17 protein-coding genes and 1 riboswitch are annotated in these 21,218 nt (G+C 59.6%); of the genes, 4 read left to right on the top strand and 13 right to left on the bottom strand.

All coding sequences use genetic code 11. The features are described from left to right. Positions 1-729 precede the first annotated feature (729 nt). Positions 730-2,058: a sirohydrochlorin chelatase gene (locus V6582_RS18285; RefSeq protein ID WP_156630559.1), complete on the bottom strand. Its 1,329-nt coding sequence runs from the start codon at positions 2,056-2,058 to the stop codon at positions 730-732. Positions 2,059-2,393: 335 nt separating this feature from the next. Between V6582_RS18285 and V6582_RS18280 the strand changes: the two genes are divergently transcribed. Beyond that, positions 2,394-3,179, top strand: a complete 786-nt coding sequence (locus tag V6582_RS18280; protein ID WP_156630558.1) for a TSUP family transporter — start codon at positions 2,394-2,396, stop codon at positions 3,177-3,179. Between the two features lie 31 nt (positions 3,180-3,210). Here V6582_RS18280 and cobO read toward each other — a convergent pair whose 3' ends face one another. The 6 genes from cobO to V6582_RS18250 all read right to left on the bottom strand — a co-directional run bounded on the left by cobO (position 3,211) and on the right by V6582_RS18250 (position 10,598). Beyond that, positions 3,211-3,855: a cob(I)yrinic acid a,c-diamide adenosyltransferase gene (gene cobO / locus V6582_RS18275; RefSeq protein ID WP_156630557.1), complete on the bottom strand. Its 645-nt coding sequence runs from the start codon at positions 3,853-3,855 to the stop codon at positions 3,211-3,213. After that, positions 3,852-7,634 carry a cobaltochelatase subunit CobN gene (cobN, locus tag V6582_RS18270; protein WP_156630556.1) on the bottom strand — a complete coding sequence of 1,261 codons (3,783 nt, stop codon included), beginning with the start codon at positions 7,632-7,634 and terminating at the stop codon, positions 3,852-3,854. Before cobN ends, cobO begins: the two co-directional genes overlap by 4 nt. A 3-nt stretch (positions 7,635-7,637) precedes the next feature. After that, a complete protein-coding gene (cobW, locus tag V6582_RS18265) occupies positions 7,638-8,711 on the bottom strand; it encodes a cobalamin biosynthesis protein CobW (protein ID WP_156630555.1) in 1,074 nt (357 codons plus the stop codon). A 3-nt stretch (positions 8,712-8,714) separates the two neighbouring features. Next, entirely contained in the window at positions 8,715-9,242 is a 528-nt protein-coding gene (gene cobU / locus V6582_RS18260) for a bifunctional adenosylcobinamide kinase/adenosylcobinamide-phosphate guanylyltransferase (RefSeq protein ID WP_156630554.1), read from the bottom strand. Positions 9,243-9,246: 4 nt separating this feature from the next. Beyond that, positions 9,247-9,552 carry a hypothetical protein gene (locus V6582_RS18255; RefSeq protein ID WP_156630553.1) on the bottom strand — a complete coding sequence of 102 codons (306 nt, stop codon included), beginning with the start codon at positions 9,550-9,552 and terminating at the stop codon, positions 9,247-9,249. A gap of 140 nt (positions 9,553-9,692) precedes the next feature. Beyond that, a riboswitch (cobalamin riboswitch) is annotated at positions 9,693-10,075 on the bottom strand. 64 nt (positions 10,076-10,139) lie between these two features. Then, complete coding sequence (locus tag V6582_RS18250) at positions 10,140-10,598, bottom strand: hypothetical protein (RefSeq protein WP_234889565.1); 459 nt, start codon at positions 10,596-10,598, stop codon at positions 10,140-10,142. A 455-nt stretch (positions 10,599-11,053) separates the two neighbouring features. Between V6582_RS18250 and V6582_RS18245 the strand changes: the two genes are divergently transcribed. After that, on the top strand, positions 11,054-11,197 hold the full coding sequence (locus V6582_RS18245; RefSeq protein ID WP_015916326.1) for a DUF1127 domain-containing protein: 144 nt from the start codon (positions 11,054-11,056) through the stop codon (positions 11,195-11,197). 413 nt (positions 11,198-11,610) lie between these two features. After that, on the top strand, positions 11,611-13,068 hold the full coding sequence (gene trmFO / locus V6582_RS18240) for a methylenetetrahydrofolate--tRNA-(uracil(54)-C(5))-methyltransferase (FADH(2)-oxidizing) TrmFO (protein WP_156630551.1): 1,458 nt from the start codon (positions 11,611-11,613) through the stop codon (positions 13,066-13,068). A gap of 44 nt (positions 13,069-13,112) precedes the next feature. Here the strand turns inward: trmFO and V6582_RS18235 are convergent, their stop codons facing one another. The 5 genes from V6582_RS18235 to yajC form a co-directional block, all read right to left on the bottom strand. Further along, positions 13,113-13,577, bottom strand: a complete 465-nt coding sequence (locus V6582_RS18235) for a hypothetical protein (protein ID WP_337739169.1) — start codon at positions 13,575-13,577, stop codon at positions 13,113-13,115. 243 nt (positions 13,578-13,820) lie between these two features. Continuing rightward, the gene (locus V6582_RS18230) at positions 13,821-14,684 is read right to left on the bottom strand and encodes a phytoene/squalene synthase family protein (RefSeq protein WP_156630549.1); all 864 of its coding nucleotides are present in this window, start codon (positions 14,682-14,684) and stop codon (positions 13,821-13,823) included. A 4-nt stretch (positions 14,685-14,688) separates the two neighbouring features. Next, positions 14,689-15,075 carry an Mth938-like domain-containing protein gene (locus tag V6582_RS18225; protein ID WP_156630548.1) on the bottom strand — a complete coding sequence of 129 codons (387 nt, stop codon included), beginning with the start codon at positions 15,073-15,075 and terminating at the stop codon, positions 14,689-14,691. A gap of 3 nt (positions 15,076-15,078) precedes the next feature. Next, the gene (gene secDF, locus V6582_RS18220) at positions 15,079-17,649 is read right to left on the bottom strand and encodes a protein translocase subunit SecDF (RefSeq protein ID WP_156630547.1); all 2,571 of its coding nucleotides are present in this window, start codon (positions 17,647-17,649) and stop codon (positions 15,079-15,081) included. 207 nt (positions 17,650-17,856) lie between these two features. After that, positions 17,857-18,228 (bottom strand): preprotein translocase subunit YajC, encoded by a 372-nt coding sequence (gene yajC / locus V6582_RS18215; RefSeq protein WP_156630546.1) that lies wholly within the window; start codon positions 18,226-18,228, stop codon positions 17,857-17,859. 209 nt (positions 18,229-18,437) lie between these two features. On the opposite strand from yajC, the gene V6582_RS18210 reads away from it, so the two are divergent. Then, on the top strand, positions 18,438-19,304 hold the full coding sequence (locus V6582_RS18210) for an ATP-binding protein (protein ID WP_156630545.1): 867 nt from the start codon (positions 18,438-18,440) through the stop codon (positions 19,302-19,304). 116 nt (positions 19,305-19,420) lie between these two features. On the opposite strand, the gene V6582_RS18205 is transcribed toward V6582_RS18210, so the two are convergent. Continuing rightward, on the bottom strand, positions 19,421-21,067 hold the full coding sequence (locus V6582_RS18205) for a peptidoglycan DD-metalloendopeptidase family protein (RefSeq protein WP_156630544.1): 1,647 nt from the start codon (positions 21,065-21,067) through the stop codon (positions 19,421-19,423). Positions 21,068-21,218 lie beyond the last annotated feature (151 nt).

Below are 21,218 nucleotides of genomic sequence, written 5' to 3'. Positions count from 1 at the left end.
AAACCACATGATGGTTGCCGCTGGAACTGTTCGGCTGGCCATCGAGTCGCCCAAAGGCACCCTCTCGTTTTTCAGCATTTCCAGCCGTAAAGCCAGTCTCAAACGGCCAGACCGCAATCTTGTCACGGTTCGGATGCCCGTCGAGAAAACGGCTCAACCGGGCAATGCCCAGCAGGCTCTGGCTGCCAACCGACCCGGCATAGGCCAGTTGCCAGACGGATTTTGCGCCGTGCGCATGGCGCTCCGAAAGCCGCATGGTAAAAGGCGCGGTGGTGGGGGCCGCGGGCTTTGTTGCGGGCAGACCGTCCAGATCCAGCGCCTGCGGCCTGCCCCAGAAGCGCGGTTCTCGAGCAAAATAGTCCCGGTTCCAACGTGCCGCGAGCGCAAAACGGTTATTGGCATTATCGGCACCGTCTTCAATCTCACGGGCAATGGCACGCCATAGGCCTTGCCAATCCGCAGCGCCCGTCACCAGCGCCACCGTCCCCGTGGGATAACCGAAAGCGAAGTCGAAACCGGCCAGCAAGCGCTTGCCCGCCGCCAGCGCATCGCTGACCACAGCCTCAAACCGCGCCATGAAGGCGGCACGGGTGGGGAAGTTTTCCAGCCAGACGATCTCTGCTCCTGCCGCGCCGCAATCGACAAGACAGGCCCAGATGGAGTTCTTGCCCGTCACCGGTTTGGCTGCGCCGGACCAGTCGACGATCAAGATGCGGTCGAATAAGGCCATCAGGTCTTCTTCATGGATTTTGGCCCGAGCGGATGATCCGCATGGGGGTAAGGCGCATGGGTATGGCTGTGCGCGTGTCCATGGTCGTGATGGTGGTCATGCCCGTGGTCGTGCGTGTGATCATGATTTCCATGCGCGTGACCATGGTGGTCATGGCTATGATCATGACCACAGCCGCAATCCGGCCCATGCTCGTGGACATGCGCCTTGCCGCTGGACGGCGCATTCATCACTGCTTCCAGCCCGGCATCGGGGCTGGCATTCAACAAATGCCCGTATTTGCCGCCAAGCGTTGTCGATGCGCCGTAGTCGAAAGCCGGTTGCAGTGGGGCCGGATCGGCATGGCTATGCACCGGCGTCCACGGCAGGCCATGCTGAAGACAGAACGCCTGATCGCGGCAGGAGGCGTCGCAATCGCCCTTGCACGGACAGTCTTCCAGCCCGCCGCCAATGCCCTCGACATGGTGGTGGTGGCTTTCCTGCGGCTGGCCGATATCGGCCTCGAAGCCCAGAACCTGTTCGCGGTATTTGCACATCTGACAGTTCATCACCGCCGCGCCTTCGAGGATTTCGCGTACCCGATCCTGAAAGGCATCCAGCACCAGCGGATGATCATTGAGATAGCTGGCCTTGACGAACTGGATATCCGGATGGCGGGCCGCCACTTCGTCGGTATAGCTGTAGATCCGTTTCACCAGCACGCCGGTAAATAGGAAATAGGGAAAGACGATGATGCGCTTGTAGCCCAGCTTGGCGGCATGGGTCAGGCCCGGCTCGACCAGCGGAAAGGTCACGCCGGAATAACAGGTTTCGCCCCAGCCGAAGCCCATGCCTTCCCACAGCATCCGCATCACCTTGGTGGCGTTGGAATTGGCATCGGGATCGGATGAGCCGCGCCCGACCACCATCAGCAGCGTGTCATGCTTATCGATGACACCCAGTTGCGCATTCGCCTCATCTACTGCTGCCTGGATGCGGTCACCGGCAGCGCGGATCATCTTCAGGTCGATGCCAAGCTCGCGACCGTAATTGATCACCATGCCGGGGTTCTGCGCCTGATAGGTATTCAGCACCGAGGGAATATCGTTCTTGGCATGGCCCGCGGCAAACAGCATGCCCGGCACCGCCAGAACCCGGGTGACGCCTTTTTCCCGCAAGCTGTCGAGACCTGCCGAGATCACTGGATTGCAGAATTCCAGATAGCCGTATTCGACCGGCAGGTCGGGATTGCGCGCTTTCAGCCCTTCGGCGATGACAGCGAATTCGCGCGCCGCATTCTGGTTGCGGCTGCCATGTCCGCAAACCATGATTCCGAGTTTTTCTGCCATGACAAAAGGCTCCCTGCTTCGTTTCGTTTTATGTACGAAGCGCCGGAGCCGCCGGTTTTTCCGGCATCTCCTATGGCCTTTGGGACAGCTCCGGAATTGGCCCCCTGATTGGGTCAGCCGCACCGGACGATTCCAGCCTGTCGAACAGGCGCCGTCGCACATCTTGGAGGGCAGGAATAGCGAAGCGCCCGAGCCGGGTCAAACCGCAATTTCAGCCGGACATGATCCGCCCACGGTCAAAATCCTTTTCACGGAAAATTTTCCTCTCAAACCGATTACCGTTTGGCGGGGAATGCAGTAAGAGGCTTGATATTCAACTCTTCTTTGGATTTTCCATGACCGATATTGCCATCCAAGCCCTGATCTTCCTGTTTTTTGCCGCCTTTATCGCAGGTTTTGTTGATGCGATTGCCGGTGGTGGTGGCCTCATTACCATTCCAGCCATGCTGATTGCCGGTATTCCCCCACTGGAAACACTGGGCACCAACAAATTGCAGGGCATGTTCGGCTCGGCCTCTGCCACCATCGCCTATAGCCGCAAGGGCCACGTCAATCTGAAAAAACAATTGCCGATGGCCGCCATGTCGGTACTGGGCGGCGCGATTGGCGCTGTCATCGCGACCTATGTGCCGGGCGATGTACTAAAAGCGCTGATGCCGTTTCTGCTGGTGGCAATTGCCGCTTATTTTGCCCTGAAGCCAAATATTTCCGACGTCGATAGCCATCAGCGGATGACGCCTTTCCTGTTCGGCCTGACGCTTGCCCCGCTGATCGCCATTTATGATGGCGTTTTCGGCCCCGGAACCGGCTCCTTCCTGATGCTGGCCTTCGTTTCGCTTGCTGGTTTTGGCATGCTGAAGGCCACCGCTCACACAAAACTGCTGAATTTCGGCTCCAATGTCGGCGCGTTCCTGGTCTTCGTCTTCAACGGCGTGGTTTTATGGAAAATCGGCATTGTCATGGGCATCGGTCAGTTCCTGGGCGCCCAGACCGGCTCGAAACTGGCAATGAAAAGCGGCGCCAAAATCATCAAACCGCTGCTGATCGTCACCTGCATCGGGTTAGCAATAAAGCTGCTGCTGGACCCGACCAATCCCGTGCGGGTGTGGATGGGGATTTAAGACATCAAGGCAAAATTATATTGCACCATGTTCAGAATTCCACACCCAGCTGAGCCTTGATGCCAGAGCGGAATGGGTGTTTGACCAGCTCCATTTCCGTCACCAAATCGGCAATTTCGATCAGCTCATCCTTGGCATTGCGGCCCGTTAGCACCACGTGGGTCATGGGCGGCTTTTCTTCCGACAGGAAGGCGACGACTTCGGCCAGATCGATGTAGTCGTAGCGGATGGCGATATTGATTTCGTCGAGCAGCACCATGCTGTTGGCGGGATCGCGGATCAGTTCCTTGGCCTTGTCCCAGGCAGCTCTGGCCATGGCCATGTCGCGGGCCTTGTCCTGGGTTTCCCAGGTAAAGCCCTCGCCCATGGTGTGGAAGGCGCAGAGGTCGGAAAAATGTCGCAGGATCAGGTCGCGTTCGCCTGTTGACATCGCCCCCTTGATGAACTGCACCACAGCGCATTTTTTGCCATGGGCGATATGGCGGAAAATCATCCCGAAGGCTGCCGAGGACTTACCCTTGCCCTTGCCGGTATGGACGATGATCAGGCCCTTTTCCCCGGTCTTGGTCGCCATGATCTTGTCGCGCGCCGCCTTTTTCTTCGCCATTTTCTCGGCGTGGCGGGCAAGATCGTCCGATGGTGCTGCAACGGGTCCGCTATCGACGGTTTCGGTCATAGGGCATTCTCCAATTGGATCGTCTGTAAAATCTGGGCGTCAGAAATCTGGGATAGATGATATCTCGCCGAATTGCTGCGCGGCGTCCAGAGGCCACGCTCTATGGCTTCCAGTAGCCGCTGCGACATTTCCTTCAGCGCTGCCGGATTTTTGTCAGCCATGAAAGCCCGCACCCGGTCATCGCCAATAAAAGCACGGTAAACAGCTTCGAAATGCGGCTGGCGCACAGCGCCGGTGGTGGCGGCAAAGGCGAACAGATAATCCACCGTCGCGGCAATTTCGAACGCGCCCTTATAGCCGTGACGCATCACGCCCTCGATCCATTTCGGATTGACGACGCGGGCGCGCACCACCCGGCCAATCTCTTCCTCCAGCGTGCGGATGACAGGCTTTTCCGGTCGGGAATGGTCGTTGTGATAGACGGTTGGCCTGCGACCCGAAAGTTGCTCGACCGCTGCCGTCATGCCGCCCTCGAATTGATAGTAATCGTCGCTATCCAGCAGATCATGCTCGCGATTGTCCTGGTTTTGCACCACGGCCTGCACGCCCTGCAAACGCTCTTCGAACAGGCCTCGCTCAGCCCTGCCTTCTTCACCCGCACCGTAAGCGTAAGCGCCCCAGATCAGGTAGGCCTCGGCCAGATCGGCCCGGCGCTCCCAGCCCTTTTCGTCGATCAAGGCTTGCAGGCCCGCTCCGTAAGCGCCGGGTTTCGAGCCGAATACCCGGTAGCCCGCCCGACGGCTGGCGGTCTTTTCGTCAAGCCCCTGTTGCTGGAACAAGACTGTTTCGGCCTTGATGCGCGCCGCAATCGGGTTATCCGCCGCATCCTCATTGAGGGCGCCAACCGCCCGCACCGCCTTGTCGAACAAGGCGATCTGTTCTGGAAAGGCGTCGCGGAAAAACCCTGATATCCGCAGTGTCACATCGACACGCGGGCGACCCAAAATCGCCTGGGGAATGATCTCATAACCGGTCACCCGGCGCGAGGCGTTGTCCCAAAGCGGCTTGACGCCGATCAGCGCCAGCGCCTGGGCAATATCATCGCCGCCAGTGCGCATATTGCTGGTGCCCCAGGCAGTGATACCGAAGGACACCGGCCATTCGCCATGATCCTGCACATAGCGGGCAACCAGCAGTTCGGCGGATTTCTGACCGAGTTGGTAAGCGGCGGGTGTCGGCACGGCGCGGCTATCGACGGAGTAGAAATTACGGCCTGTCGGCAGCACATCCGGTCGCCCGCGCGTTGGCGCACCGGACGGGCCAGGGGCGACGAAGCGGCCGGACAGTCCTTTGAGCAGTCCGGCAATTTCGGCTGGGCCGGATTTGACCACTCTCGGCTTCAGCCGGGCTTCAACCTCATCGAGAACAGCGCTTGTGTTTTGCCAGCCTTCGGGACAGGCAAGCCTGCCCGACACCATGTCTGCTGCTAGCAATTCGATCCGCTCAACCGTATCGCCCTTGGTGCGCCAGGGGGCTAGTGTGACGTTTCTCAGAAGGTCGGGTTGCGGCCCGTCCCAGCTATCGGAAAACACACAGTCCAGAGGGTCGAACCCAGCCAATCCGCCAAGCGCATCCATGGCAATCGACCGGTGCAGACTGGCATCGCCGCCTTGGCCCCCTTGGCTCTGCCCTTGTCCACGCGGCACCCGCGCCAAGGCCACGACCAGGTCTGTCAGCAACCGGCCTTCCGGTGCCTGCCCGAAAATATGCAGGCCATCGCGGATCTGCATTTCCTTGAGGTCGCAGAGATAGGCGTCGAGCTTGGTCAGCTTGACCTCCTCCGCCTCACCACCGGCAATGCCTGCGTCCTCATCCAGACCGATATCGGCGACCAGATCGAGGATCTGGGTTTTCAACAGGGTAACCCGGCGCGGATCACCGCCCATCGCCTGATAATATTCATCCACCAGCGCTTCCAGATCCTTCAGCGGACCATAGCTTTCCGCCCTGGTCAGCGGCGGGGTCAGGTGATCGATAATGACGGCGCTGGCCCGGCGCTTGGCCTGCGTGCCTTCGCCGGGATCGTTGACGATGAAGGGGTAGAGATGCGGCACCGGACCCAGCAGCGCTTCAGGATAACAGCTCTCACTCAGCGCCAGCGCCTTGCCCGGCAGCCATTCCAGATTGCCGTGCTTGCCCATATGAATGATGGCCTGCACACCGAAACTCTGGCGCAAAAATGCGTAGAAGGCGAAATAGCCATGCGGCGGCACCAGATCCGGCGAATGATAGCTGTCCTTCGGATCGATATTATAGCCCCGCGCCGGTTGGATGCCGAGCATTACCTTGCCGAACCGCAGCAGCGGCAACGCGAAACCATCCCCGGCAAAAAACGGATCGGCCTGCGGCTCCCCCCATCTGTCACTGATCTCCTGCCTGATCTTGTCAGGCAGGCTCGCGAAAAACCGCTGGTAATCGGCCAGCAGCAGGGTCTCGCGGATCACCCTGCCCTTCACCGCCGCATTGGTGACACCGGCCATCATTGTCGCCATCAGCGCATCCGAGCTAGTGGGTAGCATGCCGGTGTCATAGCCTTCGGCCTTCAGGGCCTTCAACACTTCAAGACTGGCAGCAGGCGTATCCAGCCCGACGCCATTACCAAGGCGTCCATCCCGGTTGGGATAATTGGCCATGATCAGGGCGACTTGCCGGTCAGGCGCAGATGTATGCCTCAGCCGCGCCCAATTGGCGGCCAGGCTGGCGACGAAGGCTGTGCGACCCGGCTCCGGCGCATGGCTGACCAGCGTGGTTTCCACCCGCGCATCGTAGCGAGCCGCGGATTTGAAGGAAACGGCCCGGGTCAGCACCCGCCCGTCCACCTCCGGCAGCGCAACATTCATAGCGAGATCACGGGCGCTCAGCCCTTGCATCGAGGCGTCCCAAACGGAGCGTGGCGATGAGGAAAACAGCGCCTGCAACACCACCGCGCCCTGCTCGTCCAGCACGGTCGAGGGTGCATCAGTGCCCGGAACAGAAACGGCAAAGCCTGTCGTGTTGACCACCACATCCGGTGCGGCCTGGTTAAAAATCATCCGCAGGGTTTCAACGCAAACGGCATCCTTCAGACTGGCGACAAACACCGGCAAGACCCGCAGGCCCTGCGCTTGCAACGCCTCAATCATCGCCTCAACCGGCGCGGTCTCGCCGCTCTGGACAAGGGCGCGGTAAAAGCAGAGGGCTACAATCGGCCCTTCCCCTGCAAGCGTCTGCCATGCCTGAACGTCAATCGCCCCCCGGCCCGGCCACCACAGCCCGGCCTTCAGCAGCGGCAAGGCCTCTTGTGGCTTTGATGCATGGGTCAGCAGCGCCTGCGCATAGGACACGAAATGGCTGGCATTGCTATCGCCGCCTTCGATCAGATAGGCCCAAAGCGCCGATAGATCCGGGGCATCCAGATTTGAAAAAGCCTCCAGCCCGGCATCCGGCTTGTCGTCGCCGGGCAGAACGGCAATTTTGATCCCATGACGATGGGCGCAGGCGTGCAGCGCTTCCAGCGCATAATGGAAATAACTGGCCCCACCCAGCGCCCTGACAACGATCAGTTTCGCATGGCGGGCCGTGCGCTCGATATAGGTATCGACCGACATCGGATGTTTCAGCGCCATCAGGCTGGCCAGCCGCCATGGCGCGGTCTCGGCCTGCCGCGCCAGCGCCGCCGCGATGGCGGATAGCTCGGTATCGGCGGCGGACAGAAACAGGATATCCCCCGGCGTCTGGCCGAGGTCTATCGCATCATCCCCGTCGCTGATCGAGCCTTGCTGGGCAAGCAGAAGATGCATGGCTTACGCTGCCGCCCGGATGGCATCGGCAATCGCCGATTGGTCGAGATCATGCAGGCCGATCACCACCAGCCGCGTCGCCCGCAGCTCGCCCGACGCCCAGGGCCGGTCATAATATTGATCGATACGGTTACCGACCGCCTGCACCACCAGCCGCATCGGCTTGCCCGGTACATCGACGAAGCCTTTCAGCCGCAGCACGTCATGCGCTTCGATCACGGTCTTCAAGCCATCCACGAAGCGGTCCGGCTCGCGCACCTGCGGCAGATCGACAACGAAACTGTTGAATTCGTCGTGGTCGTGATGATGGTCATGCGCCTCGCCGCTCGTATGCAGCGCCTCATGCTCCAACTCGTGATGGGATTTGCGATTGTCGATATCGGCTTCCGACCCGGCACCGATGCCAAGCAGCACCATAACAGGCACGTCGCCATTCTTCGCCTCGATCAAGGTCGGCTTGCGGGTCATCCGGGCCGTCACATCGGTTCGCACTTTGGCAAGACCAGCCGCATCGAGTAGATCGGTCTTGTTGAGCACGATCAGATCGGCGCAGGTCAGTTGATCCTCGAACAGTTCCTCAATCGGGCTTTCATGATCGAGACTGTCATCAGCGGCGCGCTGGGCATCGATCCGGTCGTGGTCATCGGCAAACCGGCCAGCGGCGACAGCGGCGCTATCGACCACCGTCACGACACCATCAACGGTGACACGGGTGCGGATATCCGGCCAGTTGAAAGCGGCCACCAGCGGCTGCGGCAGAGCGAGGCCAGAAGTCTCGATGACGATATGGTCGGGCAAGACATCTCGTGCCAGGAGCTTTTGCATGGTCGGCACGAAATCATCGGCAACGGTGCAGCAGATACAGCCATTGGTCAGTTCGATAATGTCGTCCTCGGTGCAGGTCTCGGCGCCGCAACCTTTCAGCACCTCGCCATCCACACCCAGATCGCCAAACTCATTAATGATCAACGCGATTTTCTTACCACCCGCATTCATCAGCATATTGCGGATGATCGTCGTCTTACCAGCGCCGAGAAAGCCGGTGATAACAGTGACGGGAATTTTCTGTTGCAACATTGTTCAGCCTTTCATTTTCAGGGGCAGGCCAGCCGCGACGAAATAAACCTCGTCAGCGCTTGCCGCGATCAATTGATGAAGCCGCCCGGCATGGTCGCGGAAATGGCGCGCCATGCGGTTTTCCGGCACGATGCCAAGGCCGACTTCATTGGAAACAAGCACGATGGAGGCGGAAAGCCGGGGCAGCAGATCCGCAAGGACCGCGGCCTCAGCAGCCATGTCGCGCCCCTCCTCCATCATCAGATTGGTCACCCAGAGCGTCAGGCAATCGACCAGCACCACCCGGCCCGGCGCATCGATTTGGCGAAGCTTTTCCACCAGCGCCAGTGGCTCCTCATGCGTCACCCAAAGGCCGCCACGATCCTGCTGATGCTGGTCGATCCGGGCGCGCATTTCCTCGTCCCAGGCCCGCCCGGTCGCAAGATAATGACGCTCCAGGTCGGTCTCTGCACAAAGCTGTTCGGCAAAATGCGATTTGCCGGACCGCGCGCCTCCGAGAACGAAGACACGTTTCGAAATTGTCTCGGCCATGACGTCAGTTTCCACCGGCAGGCGGCGTATAGAGCCCACTGGAACGCGGCACGAAGCCCGGCCATGCGGATGATGGGGCTGCATCGGCAGCGGATGGCGCAGAAGACCGCACATCCGGCCTCGGCTGCGACAACGCCCCGCCAAAGGTGGAATTGGAAGCCGGTGGTACCTGGAATTGTTGTTCTGCAGGCCGCTCGAAAGGGCCAGAAGGCGCATGACGGGAAAAAGGCAGCAGCGCAAAAACCAGCGCCGCCAGCACAAGCAGCGCTAAGGCCGCACCTATGCTGCGTGATGACACAAGCGTCATCATGACCTGCCTCCATTGGGCGCAGGCGGCAAAAAGTGCAACGGCCAAATGACCGTGAAGCGGAGCCTGGAAGGTCCGCGATCAATCTGTTGCGCCACGACAACCTCCGTGCTGGCGTCGGGGATCTCTCCCCCAATTGGGCTTAAAGCCCGTCACGGACGGCAGGTCTCCTGGCTCACAGCGTCAAAGCGGCACCATCACGGCACCAATTCGCAGATTTTCCTCACCTTCCCGGAGGTCATGGCAAAAGCGAAAAGGCGGACAATTCGTAGATAAAGAGGCGTCCAACCCCGGCAGATCGCTTTGCCACTCCAGTGGCTTTTCCGGCCTATCCGCTCACCGCACCGGCCACACCACGCGGCCCGCCATGCAAGGATCTTCAAAACCAGATGGAAAACCCTCGCTGTTCTACAGTCGCGGGGTCGGCTGCGTTTGGCATGCCCTGTCTGGGTCCACGCCTTCGCATTCCCTTTTGCTTTCCAGCCTCAATCTCTTCAGGCCGAAAACCATCCAACTCTAGGGTTAGCAGAATGACGTTTGAAGTCAATCTGCAAGCCATCAGCCATCACCCTCTCGTGTCCTGGTACCCGCTATAGTTTTGGCGCGGTCAGGGAAAACAGTGAGCGTATCCGGGCTGAAATTTCTTCCGCCAGGCTTTCAGGGCCGAGCGTCTGGTCATTGGTAATGGTCAGCACCTTAAACGCGCCCTGAGCGACCACATCCCCGGTTTCGACCGAGGCAGCACTGACCTTGACCTCGGCTTCGTTATGCCGCTTGTCCAGCCCAAGCCCACTTGCCATCGCCTCGACCCTGACCGTCAGAATCACCCGCGGCAAAACCTCGCTGCGCACCGTGGCAGCGACGGCTGCTGACAGACGCCGCTCCACGCCCTGAACCAGGGCCAGCGGCACTTTCGGACCCGCCAGCACGGTGACGGCGCGAATATCATAGTAAAACTTCTTCGGCGCGGATTGAAACAGCCCGGCCATGCACCCGGCAAGCGCCATGCAGATCGATAGAAAGGCAAAAACGCGCAAATACCGCAGCAAGGTCAAACTCCGCACAAAGACATGGCACGGACCATCAAAGCCAGAGCTTGCCGCAAGCTTACGCCATAAGTGCGCAACGGAGATAGACGCGATAAAGGCGTTTTGACGAATTATGCCGCCTTTTGCTGGCCACAAGGCAGGGAATGTTCGCAACACAAAATATCCGCTGGATTCTTCCTAAACAAAGCCATTATGGGACCGTCTTGTGCCTGAAGGTCGGCAATTCCACACCCTCGCACCGGTGAGAATTTCACTCGGAAAAGGCCTGTTTTGGGCGTCCAAAAATCATGCTCAAATCCTAGCCGAAGCACAATTAATAGCCATGAATCTGCACAAACGCATAGCAGTCGCCCATTTATTGCACTGTCGCTAATGCCTTCCCCGATGTATAAACAATCCAACAGCTGAGGCGGGAGAGACCGCCGGATCAGCAAACAAGATCTCGAGGAAACGTCATGAACCCGATCCGCATTGCAAAAAACTGGATTAGCTATCGCCGCACTCTGTCCGAGCTGGGCGGCCTGTCCAACCAGACCCTGTCCGACATCGGCATCACCCGTTACGACATCCGTCACATTGCAAACCGTTCGTTCCGTTAATCGGACCCGGTTTTAAAATTTGAATTGAATGTTCGAACGGCGCTTTTGGCGCCGTTTTCTATTTCTGGGCACTCTACGCGACGTAAACGTTTTGATATGCCGTTTACCCCCCTCTGTCCTGCCGGACATCTCCCCCTCAAGGAGGGAGATCGACCCGGATTTAACCTCTCGCGTCACATCATCGCTCTTAACTATCGATAATCACGATTTATTGGTAAACGTAGGCGGCACGCCTATCTGATCTCCGCCCTTGAGGGGGGAGATGCCTGGCAAGGCAGAGGGGCAAGCAACAGAGCAAAACATTTACGTCATGTACGATGATTGCTAACTCTCCAAACCAAGCTTGCATCTCCAAAGTGCAATTTGCTCTATTCAAGATTGGAAGCGGCGGCAAGGCGTGATAAGCAGCCGCCATGACAGACAACAACTCCTATTCCCCTATTCACATCGTTGGCGGCGGGCTTGCTGGCTCCGAAGCCGCCTGGCAGATCGCTGAGGCGGGCGTGCCGGTCATTCTTCATGAGATGCGCGGCCTTCGCGGCACCGACGCCCATAAGACCGATAGCCTTGCCGAGCTTGTCTGCTCCAATTCCTTCCGATCCGACGACGCTACCGCCAATGCGGTTGGGGTTATCCATGCGGAAATGCGGCTGGCCGGCTCATTGATCATGGCCTGCGCCGACCGCCATCAGGTGCCGGCGGGTGGCGCGCTTGCCGTCGACAGGGATGGTTTTGCCGAGGCCGTGACGCAGGCCCTGGAAGCCCACCCGCTCGTAACTGTGGTGCGCGAGGAAATCACCGGCCTGCCGCCGCGCGATTGGGATCTCAGCATTATCGCCAGCGGTCCGCTGACATCACCGGCACTGGCCGAGGCCATCCGCGCTGAAACCGGCGAGGACGCGCTGGCCTTTTTCGACGCCATCGCCCCCATCGTCCACCGCGACAGCATCAATATGGATATCTGCTGGTATCAGTCGCGCTATGACAAGGTTGGCCCGGGCGGTACGGGCAAGGATTACATCAACTGCCCCCTGGACGAGGCCCAGTATAACGCCTTCGTCGATGCATTGATTGCCGGTGACGCGGTCGGCTTCAAGGAATGGGAAGGCACACCCTATTTCGACGGCTGCCTGCCCATCGAGGTCATGGCGGAACGCGGCCGTGAAACCCTGCGCCATGGACCGATGAAGCCGATGGGGCTGACAAATGCTCATAATCCGACCGTGAAAGCCTATGCCGTCGTGCAGCTGCGCCAGGACAATGCACTGGGCACGCTCTATAACATGGTCGGCTTTCAGACCAAGCTACGCTACGGCGCCCAAGCCGAGATTTTCCGGATGATCCCCGGTCTGGAAAACGCCGAATTCGCCCGGCTCGGTGGCCTGCACCGCAATACCTATATCCATTCACCAGTGCTGCTTGATCCGTCTCTTTCCCTAAAGAGCAGACCGGGCCTGCGTTTTGCAGGACAGATCACCGGCTGCGAAGGCTATGTCGAGAGCGCCTCCATCGGTCTTCTGGCCGGTCGCTTTGCTGCTGCCGAGCGCAAGGGCGAAGCCTTTAGCCCGCCGCCGGTGACAACGGCGCTCGGTGCGCTGCTCAACCATATTACCGGTGGCCATATCGTGTCCAACGATGAGCCCGGCAAAAAGTCTTTCCAGCCGATGAACATCAACTTTGGCCTGTTTCCGGATCTGGAGCCTGGCTCCATCGTCAAGCCCGAAGGCGTGAAGCGATTCCGGGGCAAGGACAAGACTGTCATGAAGCGACAGTTGATCGCCATCCGCGCCCTGGCGCATTGCCGGGAATGGCTCGGCCTGCCGCCGCACATTCCACAGCCTGTTGCGCAAATGGAAGACGCGGGCCTGTAAGAGCAAGGCCCGAAGATCTCAAAGGACCTGATAGCCCATCCTACTCAAGAGGACGTCTTGTCAAACCTGTCTTCTGCCGGTTGCAAATCGCTCGGCGCGATATAGTTGCCGAGCAGCCAAAGCGATACTTCTGCGGCCTCGGCGGGTTTGGCGAAAATATAGTCGCCGTTATGTTGGGCTGCATCGAGAAACGTGACGTGGAAGCCGTGAACGCTCTCCAGGGGGCGGACCTGCACATGCCCCGGCTCGATCAAATGGCAGGCATAATGATTGCGAAGATTGCGCATGAAGCCAGCGCGGTTGTCATGCAGCCTGACGAAAACTGCCTTGCCATCGGCTGTGGCATGCAGGCTGCGGATAGCTTCGCCAGGAAAGGCCCGGCCGAATTCCAGGATGGCAAGTCCGACATCGCTTAGGGTTTCGCCGTCATTGCGCTCCGCCATGCGCGAGACGTACCACGCGAAGGCGATAATGCCCAAAAACACAAAAATACCGATCCCAACGCCCACTGGCAACCTCCGGATGATGCGAGAGCAGCACTGCCGATCGAGGATCGCGCAATTGCGGCAACACTTTATATCTGCTGCATAATCCTTTGATACGATTCCAACTTGCGGATTTTGCAGTAGGTAAGAACTAACGGATGAGCCTTGCGTGAGTTTGGAGCCGGAGTGCAAACCTGTGCATCGTTTGCCAGGAAAAGTGTAATCCGGGTTTTCCCGAGGGGCTGGTTCAGGAGGAACCTTGCAGCCCTAAAATCGACCCGTCATGCTGGCGCGCAGCAGTGTCAGCTGGCGGCGCCACTGGGCTCGGCGGATCGGTGTTTGCAGAATATCGGCGCCGCGCCGACGAGCATCCCGCAGAATTGGACCGGCGAGCGCCACGGGCAGATAGGCAGCAACCAAAGATGCCGGAAGCTTGCCACCAGCGCGCGCCTTGGCAAGATGATCGAGCCCCAGACCGGCAAAGGCTTCGATTGCACCATCGATCCGCATCTCGTCCTTGCCCGACAGGAAGGCATCGCGGTCGAGGCCAGTCGCGGTCAGGATTTCGTCGGGAATGTAGAGTTGTCCCCGCGCCCGATGCTGCGGCATCAGCGCCAGCAGGCCGGCGATGGCCTGAGCAACCCCGGCATGGCCTGCAATGGTTGCGCAATTCAGTGCGGCCTGGGCATCAAGCACCAGGCTCGCCAGTTGGATCAGCGCCGAGGCGGTCTCTCCCGCATAGCCTTCCAGCGCCGATCTCGGCCCGATCGGATCATCATAAAGGTCGGCAATCCGCGCATCGATCATGTCGAGCAAAGGCTGAACCGGTAAGTGATAGCGCTCCACCGCCGCCAAAAGCCCTGCCGCCAGCGGATTGGCCGTGGTATCGCCATGCCCCTTGCCCGAAAGCAGGTCGCGCCAATATTGCAACCGAATTTCCCCCGGCAAGGGCTCCCGCACCAGATCACGCACGCGGGCAAGCTCCGCATTAAAGGCATAAAGCGCTGCCAAGGCAGGCTGCTTTTCCGGCGGGGAGAGAAGGCAGGCCAAATACCGGTCGCGGTCGATCTCCCGCAGCGTCGTAAGGCATACATCCGGGACCAATGGCGATGGCTTTGCGCTTTCAGCCATGAGATCAGACTGCAATCAATGCGGCGGCCACGGGCCGTTCTTCCGCCAGCATCACATTATAGGTCCGCACCGCAGCACCGGTGCTCATCGGGTCAGACCCGATGCCAGCGGCGGTCAGAGCGGCTTTAACGTCGCTGGGGATACGGCGCAGTTCCGTGCCCGTGCCGAGCAACAGGAACTCGACCTTATCCGCCTCGTCCAGCAAGCGCTGGAGGGCGGTGACCGTCAGGTCCTCGCCCTCGCTCATATCCCAGCCATAAATGCCTGATGGTAAAAGCAAAAGGGAGCCGCGATGCGACATATCCGCAAACCGGAACCCGCCATTGCCATAGGCATCGATGGGGGACCGGCCCGGAAAATGCGCCTCGCGGATGATAATGCCCTTTGCCAATGCCTATGCTCCCGCCTTGCCCGCAGTGCCGTTCTTCTCCGGCTTTGCTTTTACAGCCTTATCCGGCTCGCCCTGACCTTCGGGGCGAAGACGGAAGGCGATCAGCACCGGTGCCGCCATATAGATAGAGGAGAATGTGCCAACGAGAACCCCGAACAGCATGGCAAAGGTGAAGGAGCGGATAACCTCGCCACCGAACAGGAACAATGCCAGAAGGGCCAGAAGCGTCGTCACCGATGTCAGGATGGTCCGAGACAGGGTCTGATTGATCGATGTGTCGATCAGCACATCCAGCGGCATTTTCTTGTAGCGGCGCAGGTTCTCGCGCATGCGGTCATAGACGACCACGGTATCGTTCAGCGAATAGCCGACAATCGTCAGGATGGCCGCGATACTGCTGAGGTCGAATTCCACCCCGGTGATCACATAGAGGCCAAGCGTCAGGATGACGTCGTGCAGGGTTGCGATGATCGCGCCTGCCGCAAACTGCCATTCAAACCGGATCCAGATATAGACCAGGATCGCCATCAGCGAAATCAACACGCCAATGGTTGCGGATTTCGTCAACTCACCCGATACGGACGGGCCGACGACTTCGGTGCGGCGGAACTCGTAAGCCTGCTCCAATTCGCCACGCACCTTGGCAACAGCCGATTGTTCGCCGTTTTCACCCTCGTCCTGGGCCTGCAAACGGACCAGAACGCTGCTCGGATCGCCAAAACCCTGGACCTGAACGTCGCCGAGATTGAGACTGCTCAACTGTTCGCGGATGGCAGCGGGATCGGCATTGCCCTGACGGGCCTTCAACTCGATGATCGAACCGCCGGTAAAATCGATGCCGAGCTTCATGCCGACCGTGCCGAAACCGACAAGGGCGGCAATGGACAAGGCAGCCGACAGCAGGAACGTGTAACGGCGGACACCCATGAACGGGATGTTTGTGCCATCGAAAATTCCGGTCCGAACCCCCTTGGGCAGAGCTTTGGGACGGCGCGTGTTCACCCAGACGGTAAACATCCAACGGGTCAAGCCAAAGGCGGTAAACACCGTGGTGATGATACCGATGGCAAGCGTTACCGAGAAGCCACGCACCGGACCGGAGCCGAGAAAGAACAACACGCCAGCGGCAATCAGCGTGGTGACATTGGCGTCGACAATGGTCGCCAAGGCCTTGTTGAAGCCGATATCGATCGACTGAATGAGGGAACGCCCGCTCTTATATTCCTCGCGGATACGCTCGTAGATCAGCACGTTGGAATCAACAGCCATACCGATGGTCAATACGATACCGGCGATGCCCGGCAGCGTCAGCGTCGATCCAAGCAGGGTGAGGATGGCCAGAATCATGACGATATTGGCCAACAGCGCCAGCACGGCAAGCACGCCGAAGAAGCCGTAAAGCCCGATCATCAGCACCACGACAAGCCCCGCACCGATGAAGCCGGCAGAAACCCCGGCCCGGATCGAGTCGGCGCCAAGGCTTGGGCCGACGGTGCGCTCTTCGACTACGGTCAAGGTTGCCGGCAATGCGCCGGCGCGCAGCAGGACTGCGAGATCATTGGCGCCCTGCACCGTGAAATTGCCGGAAATCTGGCCGGAACCACCAACAATCGGTTCACGGATGACAGGTGCGGAAATCACCTGATTGTCGAGCACGATGGCAAAGGGTCGCCCGACATTCTGCTGAGTCGCCTGGGCAAAGCGCTGCGCACCACGGCTATCGAAGCGGAAGCTGACGACCGGTTCGTTATTCTGCTGATTGAAGCTTGCCTGGGCATCGACTAGATCCTCGCCGGACACCAGAACCCGCTTTTCGACCAGATAGGGCACAGCCGCCTCATCCTGGCTGTACAGCACTTCGGACGTTGCAGGTGGGCGGCCGCTGATCGCTTCGGTGGCCGACATGCTGGTATCGACCATGCGGAAGCTCAGTTTCGCGGTCTGGTTCAGAAGATTCTTCAACCGCTGCGGATCGCCCAGGCCCGGCACCTGCACGATGATCCGGTCAGAGCCCTGGCGCTGGATCAACGGCTCGGTATTGCCAAGCTCATCGACGCGGCGACGCACGACTTCGATGGACTGGGTGAGTGCCGAGGACATGCGATAATCGATACCGGCATCGGTGAGGTTGAATTTCAACACCCCATCGCCGCTATCGTCCAGTGTCGCTTCCTGGATGCTGCTCGATCCGAAACCGCCGGTGCTGACCGGCGCGGTCAGCGTCTGCAAGGCCTTGCGCGCTGCATCGAGCTGGGCCGGATCGGTAATGCGGACCTGGACCGCCTGGCCAACGCCATTCAGCCCGGTATAGCGAACGCCCGCATCGCGAAGACTGCCGCGGATATCGCCAACCACGGCTTCAAGCCGCTCCTTGACGATATCGTTGCGGTCGATCTTCAGCATGATATGCGAACCGCCCTGCAAATCGAGGCCGAGCGTCATCTGCTTGCTCGGGAACCAGGACGGAAGACGGGCCAGTTGATCCTTGCTGAACAGGTCGGGCAGCGCGATCAAAACGCTCGCCACGACGGCAAGCCAGAGAAGAATGGTTTTCCAGCGGGAGAAATGCAGCATCGACATCTCGAAGGGTAAGGTCTGGGCAAATAGACCGGATCGTCAAACGGAAATGGCGGCTTGATACGCCGAGCAAGATTTACCGCAGGGCAAACCAGCGCTCAACATACAAAGCGGCCATTTCACAGGACGGAAGCGGCTTTTCTCCAGCAGACAGCAGAAAAAAGTCAGGCCGCCCTGTTGGGCGGCCCGGTGTTCAAACTTCAATCAGGACTCGGACTTTGTCCCATCGGTTTTGGCAATCTCAGCCTTGACCGGCTCGCCCTTGACGCGCACTTCGGCGATCAGGCTGCGCAGCGCCTTGACTTTGACGCCATCGGCAATTTCGACTTCCAGTTCCTTATCGTCAGTGACCTTGGTCACCTTGCCGATCAGGCCGCCGCCCAGAACCACCTGGTCACCACGGCGAATAGCCGACAGCGTTGCTTCCCGCTTCTTGAGCTGGTTGCGCTGCGGGCGGATCAGCAGGAAATACCAGATCACCATCAAGGGTGCGAAAAGCAGCAGCATTTCAAACCCGGACCCCATCCCGCCAGCGGCAGGTGCTGCATCCTGAGCGAATGCCTGTGTTATGAACATGAGAAACTCCTTCGGAACCGGGGCAGCAAAGATCCTGTCCCCCCTGTTTTGCCGCCGGAATATAGGAATACCCCGAGGGAATGCAACAGAAACAGCGGCTTTGCGTACCGAATCCCCGGTCAATACACTTTCGAACCCTGTATGACCATGGTAGCGCAACGATCACAGGCGGTCTTGAACCACTTTTCACACATGAACGGAGGCAAAACATGACCGATATGCTGGCTGATCTGCTGCGGGAAGTGACCCGGCTCGCCGATGCCATGGAACGGTTGGCCGGTCCCGCCCCTGCGCTCAACGACTGGAGCGCAGCCGATTGCTTCGTCTGGCATCCGGCAAACCTGCACCTGCAACCCGTACCAAGACCCAACCGCGTCGCACTTGGCCTGATCAGGGGTGTCGACCGGGTGCGTGATATCCTGCATGAAAACACCGAACGGTTCGCGCTGGGCTTTGCCGCCAACAATGTTCTGCTGTGGGGCGCGCGCGGCATGGGCAAATCCTCGCTGGTCAAGGCAGTGCATGCCGATATCGTAAAGGCCACCGGCGTGCGGCTGAAACTGGTGGAAGTACACCGCGAAGACATCGCCTCCCTACCCACGCTGATGGACCTGCTGAAAAACAGCGACGAGCGGGTGCTGCTGTTTTGCGACGATCTTTCCTTCGACCATGACGATACCGCCTATAAATCGCTGAAAGCGGCATTGGATGGCGGTATTGAAGGCCGCCCGGACAATGTGCTGTTTTACGCCACGTCCAACCGCCGCCACCTCCTGCCCCGGCATATGATGGAAAACGAGCAATCGACCGCCATCAACCCGTCAGAAGCCGTTGAGGAAAAGGTCTCGCTCTCCGATCGGTTTGGCCTCTGGCTCGGCTTTCATAAATGCAGCCAGGACGACTACCTGACGATGATCGACGGCTATGCCGCACATTTCAAGCTGCCGCTGCCGCCTGAGCAATTGCACGCCGAGGCACTGGAATGGGCCACCACGCGAGGGGCGCGTTCCGGCCGTGTCGCCTGGCAGTATATTCAGGATCTGGCCGGGCGATTGCGGGTCGAACTCGGACGGTAGACCTTCCCGCCATATCGTAAGCCCCTTATGAAGAAAGGCCCGGATTGCTCCGAGCCTTTCTCAACTTTCCTGAAACGCACTACCTTATTCAAGAAAAAGCTTTCGCCCTGCGACACCTATTCCAGGAAGCCCATCGGGTTGACCGGGGTCGCATCCTTGCGCACTTCGAAATGCAGGGTCGGCTGGCTGGCATTGCCGCTCATGCCCGATGTCGCAACCTGCTGGCCACGCTGCACCTTCTGGCCGCGCTGAACGGAAATGGCATCGGCATGGCCGTAAACAGTCACAGTGCCGTCGTCGTGGCGGACAAGCACGGTGTTGCCGAGTTCTTTCAAACCATTGCCAGCGTAGATAACCACGCCATTTTCGGCAGCCTTGATCGGCGTACCGGTCGGCACGGAAATATCGATACCGTCATTGCGCTTGCCAGCGACATTGGCGCCAAACGGAGCCACCACCGCACCACGAACCGGCCAGCGATATTTGCCGATGCCGGTCGCATCCGGGGCCTTGTCGCCTGGATCGGCGGAGGCAACATCGGTGACCGACTTGGTCGGCGCGGCAGGCGCCGGAGCCGCAGCAGTAACCTTAGGCGCTTCCGGTTTGGTATTGGCAGGCGCCGTGCTGACAGGTGTCGCGGCCAGTTTTTGATCGGCCTGCGGCAATTCCAGCGTCTGGCCAACACGGACACCCTGGGTACCGAGATGGTTGGCCTGCTTCAAGGCAGCAACCGAAACACCATTCTCGCGGGCAATCTTGGCAATCGAATCGCCCGACTTGACCACATAGGTGCCAGCAGCTGGCGGCATCTTGCCAGTGCCCGCGGCATTGGTGGTGTTGTTTGCGGCAATATCAGTCTTGACCTTGTCGCGCAGCTTCGGATTGGTCGGCAACACTGCGACCTTTTCTTCCTGGCGCGGCGCCGGTCCGGGGGACTGACCGGGAGGCAACAGCGTGCCTTCGGCAGCCGCTGCCCTGGTCGGCGTATTGCGCGAACCGAAGGTCGGAATAAGGATGGACTGACCGGGGCGTGCAGCCCCTGCCGTCGAAAGACCATTGGCCTTGACGATTTCCTTTTCCGGCACGCCGTAGCGCTGCGACAGGGTGGCAAGGCTTTCGCCCGGCTTCAGCACGACGCGGGGTGCGTTGACCGTGCTCCATCCATTCGCACTTTGGCCATTCGCACCCTGGCCAGCGCTAGCGCCAGCCGCCAGGCCGGGCTTTGCCGGCTGTGGCAGGGTGTTGGTGGACAAGCCGTCGCCGTCCTCCAGTGCAGCCGACTGGTGAGTGGCCGCCGGGAATGGCTGGGCCGAGGCTGTCTGGCGGCGCGAAGAGATCGGGCCGGTCGACGCTGTGGAGCCGGATGGCGGCGCAAGTTCGGCCTTCTGAACGGACACAGCCGAAGAAGCACGCCGCGCTGGCGAATAGGTCTGCTGGGCCGGATAGGGCTGCGTCATCGCCTGCTGGCGATTGCCATAACCGCCACCCGTCGACGCGCTGGGGCCGGACGGCGCATAGGACCCACCATTATCGACATCGGCTTGCGGCACCGGCGCATTGTCCAATCCAGTGATCTGACCGCCGGTCGAGGCGGTCGTCATCGAATCGGTTTTGGAAAACAGGCCCGAAAAGCGGCTTGAATCGGAACTGCAACCAGTCGCGACGCTCGCCATCAGGCCAACCCAGAGAATCTGGGCAACAGGCATGCCGGATTTATAAGACTGACTCTGACGCATGATACAACCCACTGACGACGCAACCATTTGTGAGTTTATTAAAGCGCGTTAGTGTTACCGGGCGGTTAACCGCGTGGAATCCTTATGAACATTCCGCAAAAAATCGCAGGAAAACCGGGGCCTGCGTGGCTGGAAACCCAGCTGTGCCGGGGTTTTACAAAAAAGCCATTAACCATAA

Source organism: Agrobacterium vitis (assembly GCF_037039395.1).
Taxonomy (GTDB): Bacteria; Pseudomonadota; Alphaproteobacteria; order Rhizobiales; family Rhizobiaceae; genus Allorhizobium; species Allorhizobium vitis_E.
The sequence above is the reverse complement of the archived record's forward strand: the minus strand, read 5'-3'. Positions and strand labels throughout refer to the sequence as shown.

What these genes read in the sequence shown, in the direction of transcription:
- V6582_RS18285 (WP_156630559.1), bottom strand. Translation starts at nt 2,058, where the DNA reads ATGGCAGAAAAACTCGGAATCATGGTTTGCGGACATGGCAGCCGCAAC.
- V6582_RS18280 (WP_156630558.1), top strand. Translation starts at nt 2,394, where the DNA reads ATGACCGATATTGCCATCCAAGCCCTGATCTTCCTGTTTTTTGCCGCC.
- cobO (WP_156630557.1), bottom strand. Translation starts at nt 3,855, where the DNA reads ATGACCGAAACCGTCGATAGCGGACCCGTTGCAGCACCATCGGACGAT.
- cobN (WP_156630556.1), bottom strand. Translation starts at nt 7,634, where the DNA reads ATGCATCTTCTGCTTGCCCAGCAAGGCTCGATCAGCGACGGGGATGAT.
- cobW (WP_156630555.1), bottom strand. Translation starts at nt 8,711, where the DNA reads ATGTTGCAACAGAAAATTCCCGTCACTGTTATCACCGGCTTTCTCGGC.
- cobU (WP_156630554.1), bottom strand. Translation starts at nt 9,242, where the DNA reads ATGGCCGAGACAATTTCGAAACGTGTCTTCGTTCTCGGAGGCGCGCGG.
- V6582_RS18255 (WP_156630553.1), bottom strand. Translation starts at nt 9,552, where the DNA reads ATGATGACGCTTGTGTCATCACGCAGCATAGGTGCGGCCTTAGCGCTG.
- V6582_RS18245 (WP_015916326.1), top strand. Translation starts at nt 11,054, where the DNA reads ATGAACCCGATCCGCATTGCAAAAAACTGGATTAGCTATCGCCGCACT.
- trmFO (WP_156630551.1), top strand. Translation starts at nt 11,611, where the DNA reads ATGACAGACAACAACTCCTATTCCCCTATTCACATCGTTGGCGGCGGG.
- V6582_RS18230 (WP_156630549.1), bottom strand. Translation starts at nt 14,684, where the DNA reads ATGGCTGAAAGCGCAAAGCCATCGCCATTGGTCCCGGATGTATGCCTT.
- secDF (WP_156630547.1), bottom strand. Translation starts at nt 17,649, where the DNA reads ATGCTGCATTTCTCCCGCTGGAAAACCATTCTTCTCTGGCTTGCCGTC.
- yajC (WP_156630546.1), bottom strand. Translation starts at nt 18,228, where the DNA reads ATGTTCATAACACAGGCATTCGCTCAGGATGCAGCACCTGCCGCTGGC.
- V6582_RS18210 (WP_156630545.1), top strand. Translation starts at nt 18,438, where the DNA reads ATGACCGATATGCTGGCTGATCTGCTGCGGGAAGTGACCCGGCTCGCC.
- V6582_RS18205 (WP_156630544.1), bottom strand. Translation starts at nt 21,067, where the DNA reads ATGGTTGCGTCGTCAGTGGGTTGTATCATGCGTCAGAGTCAGTCTTAT.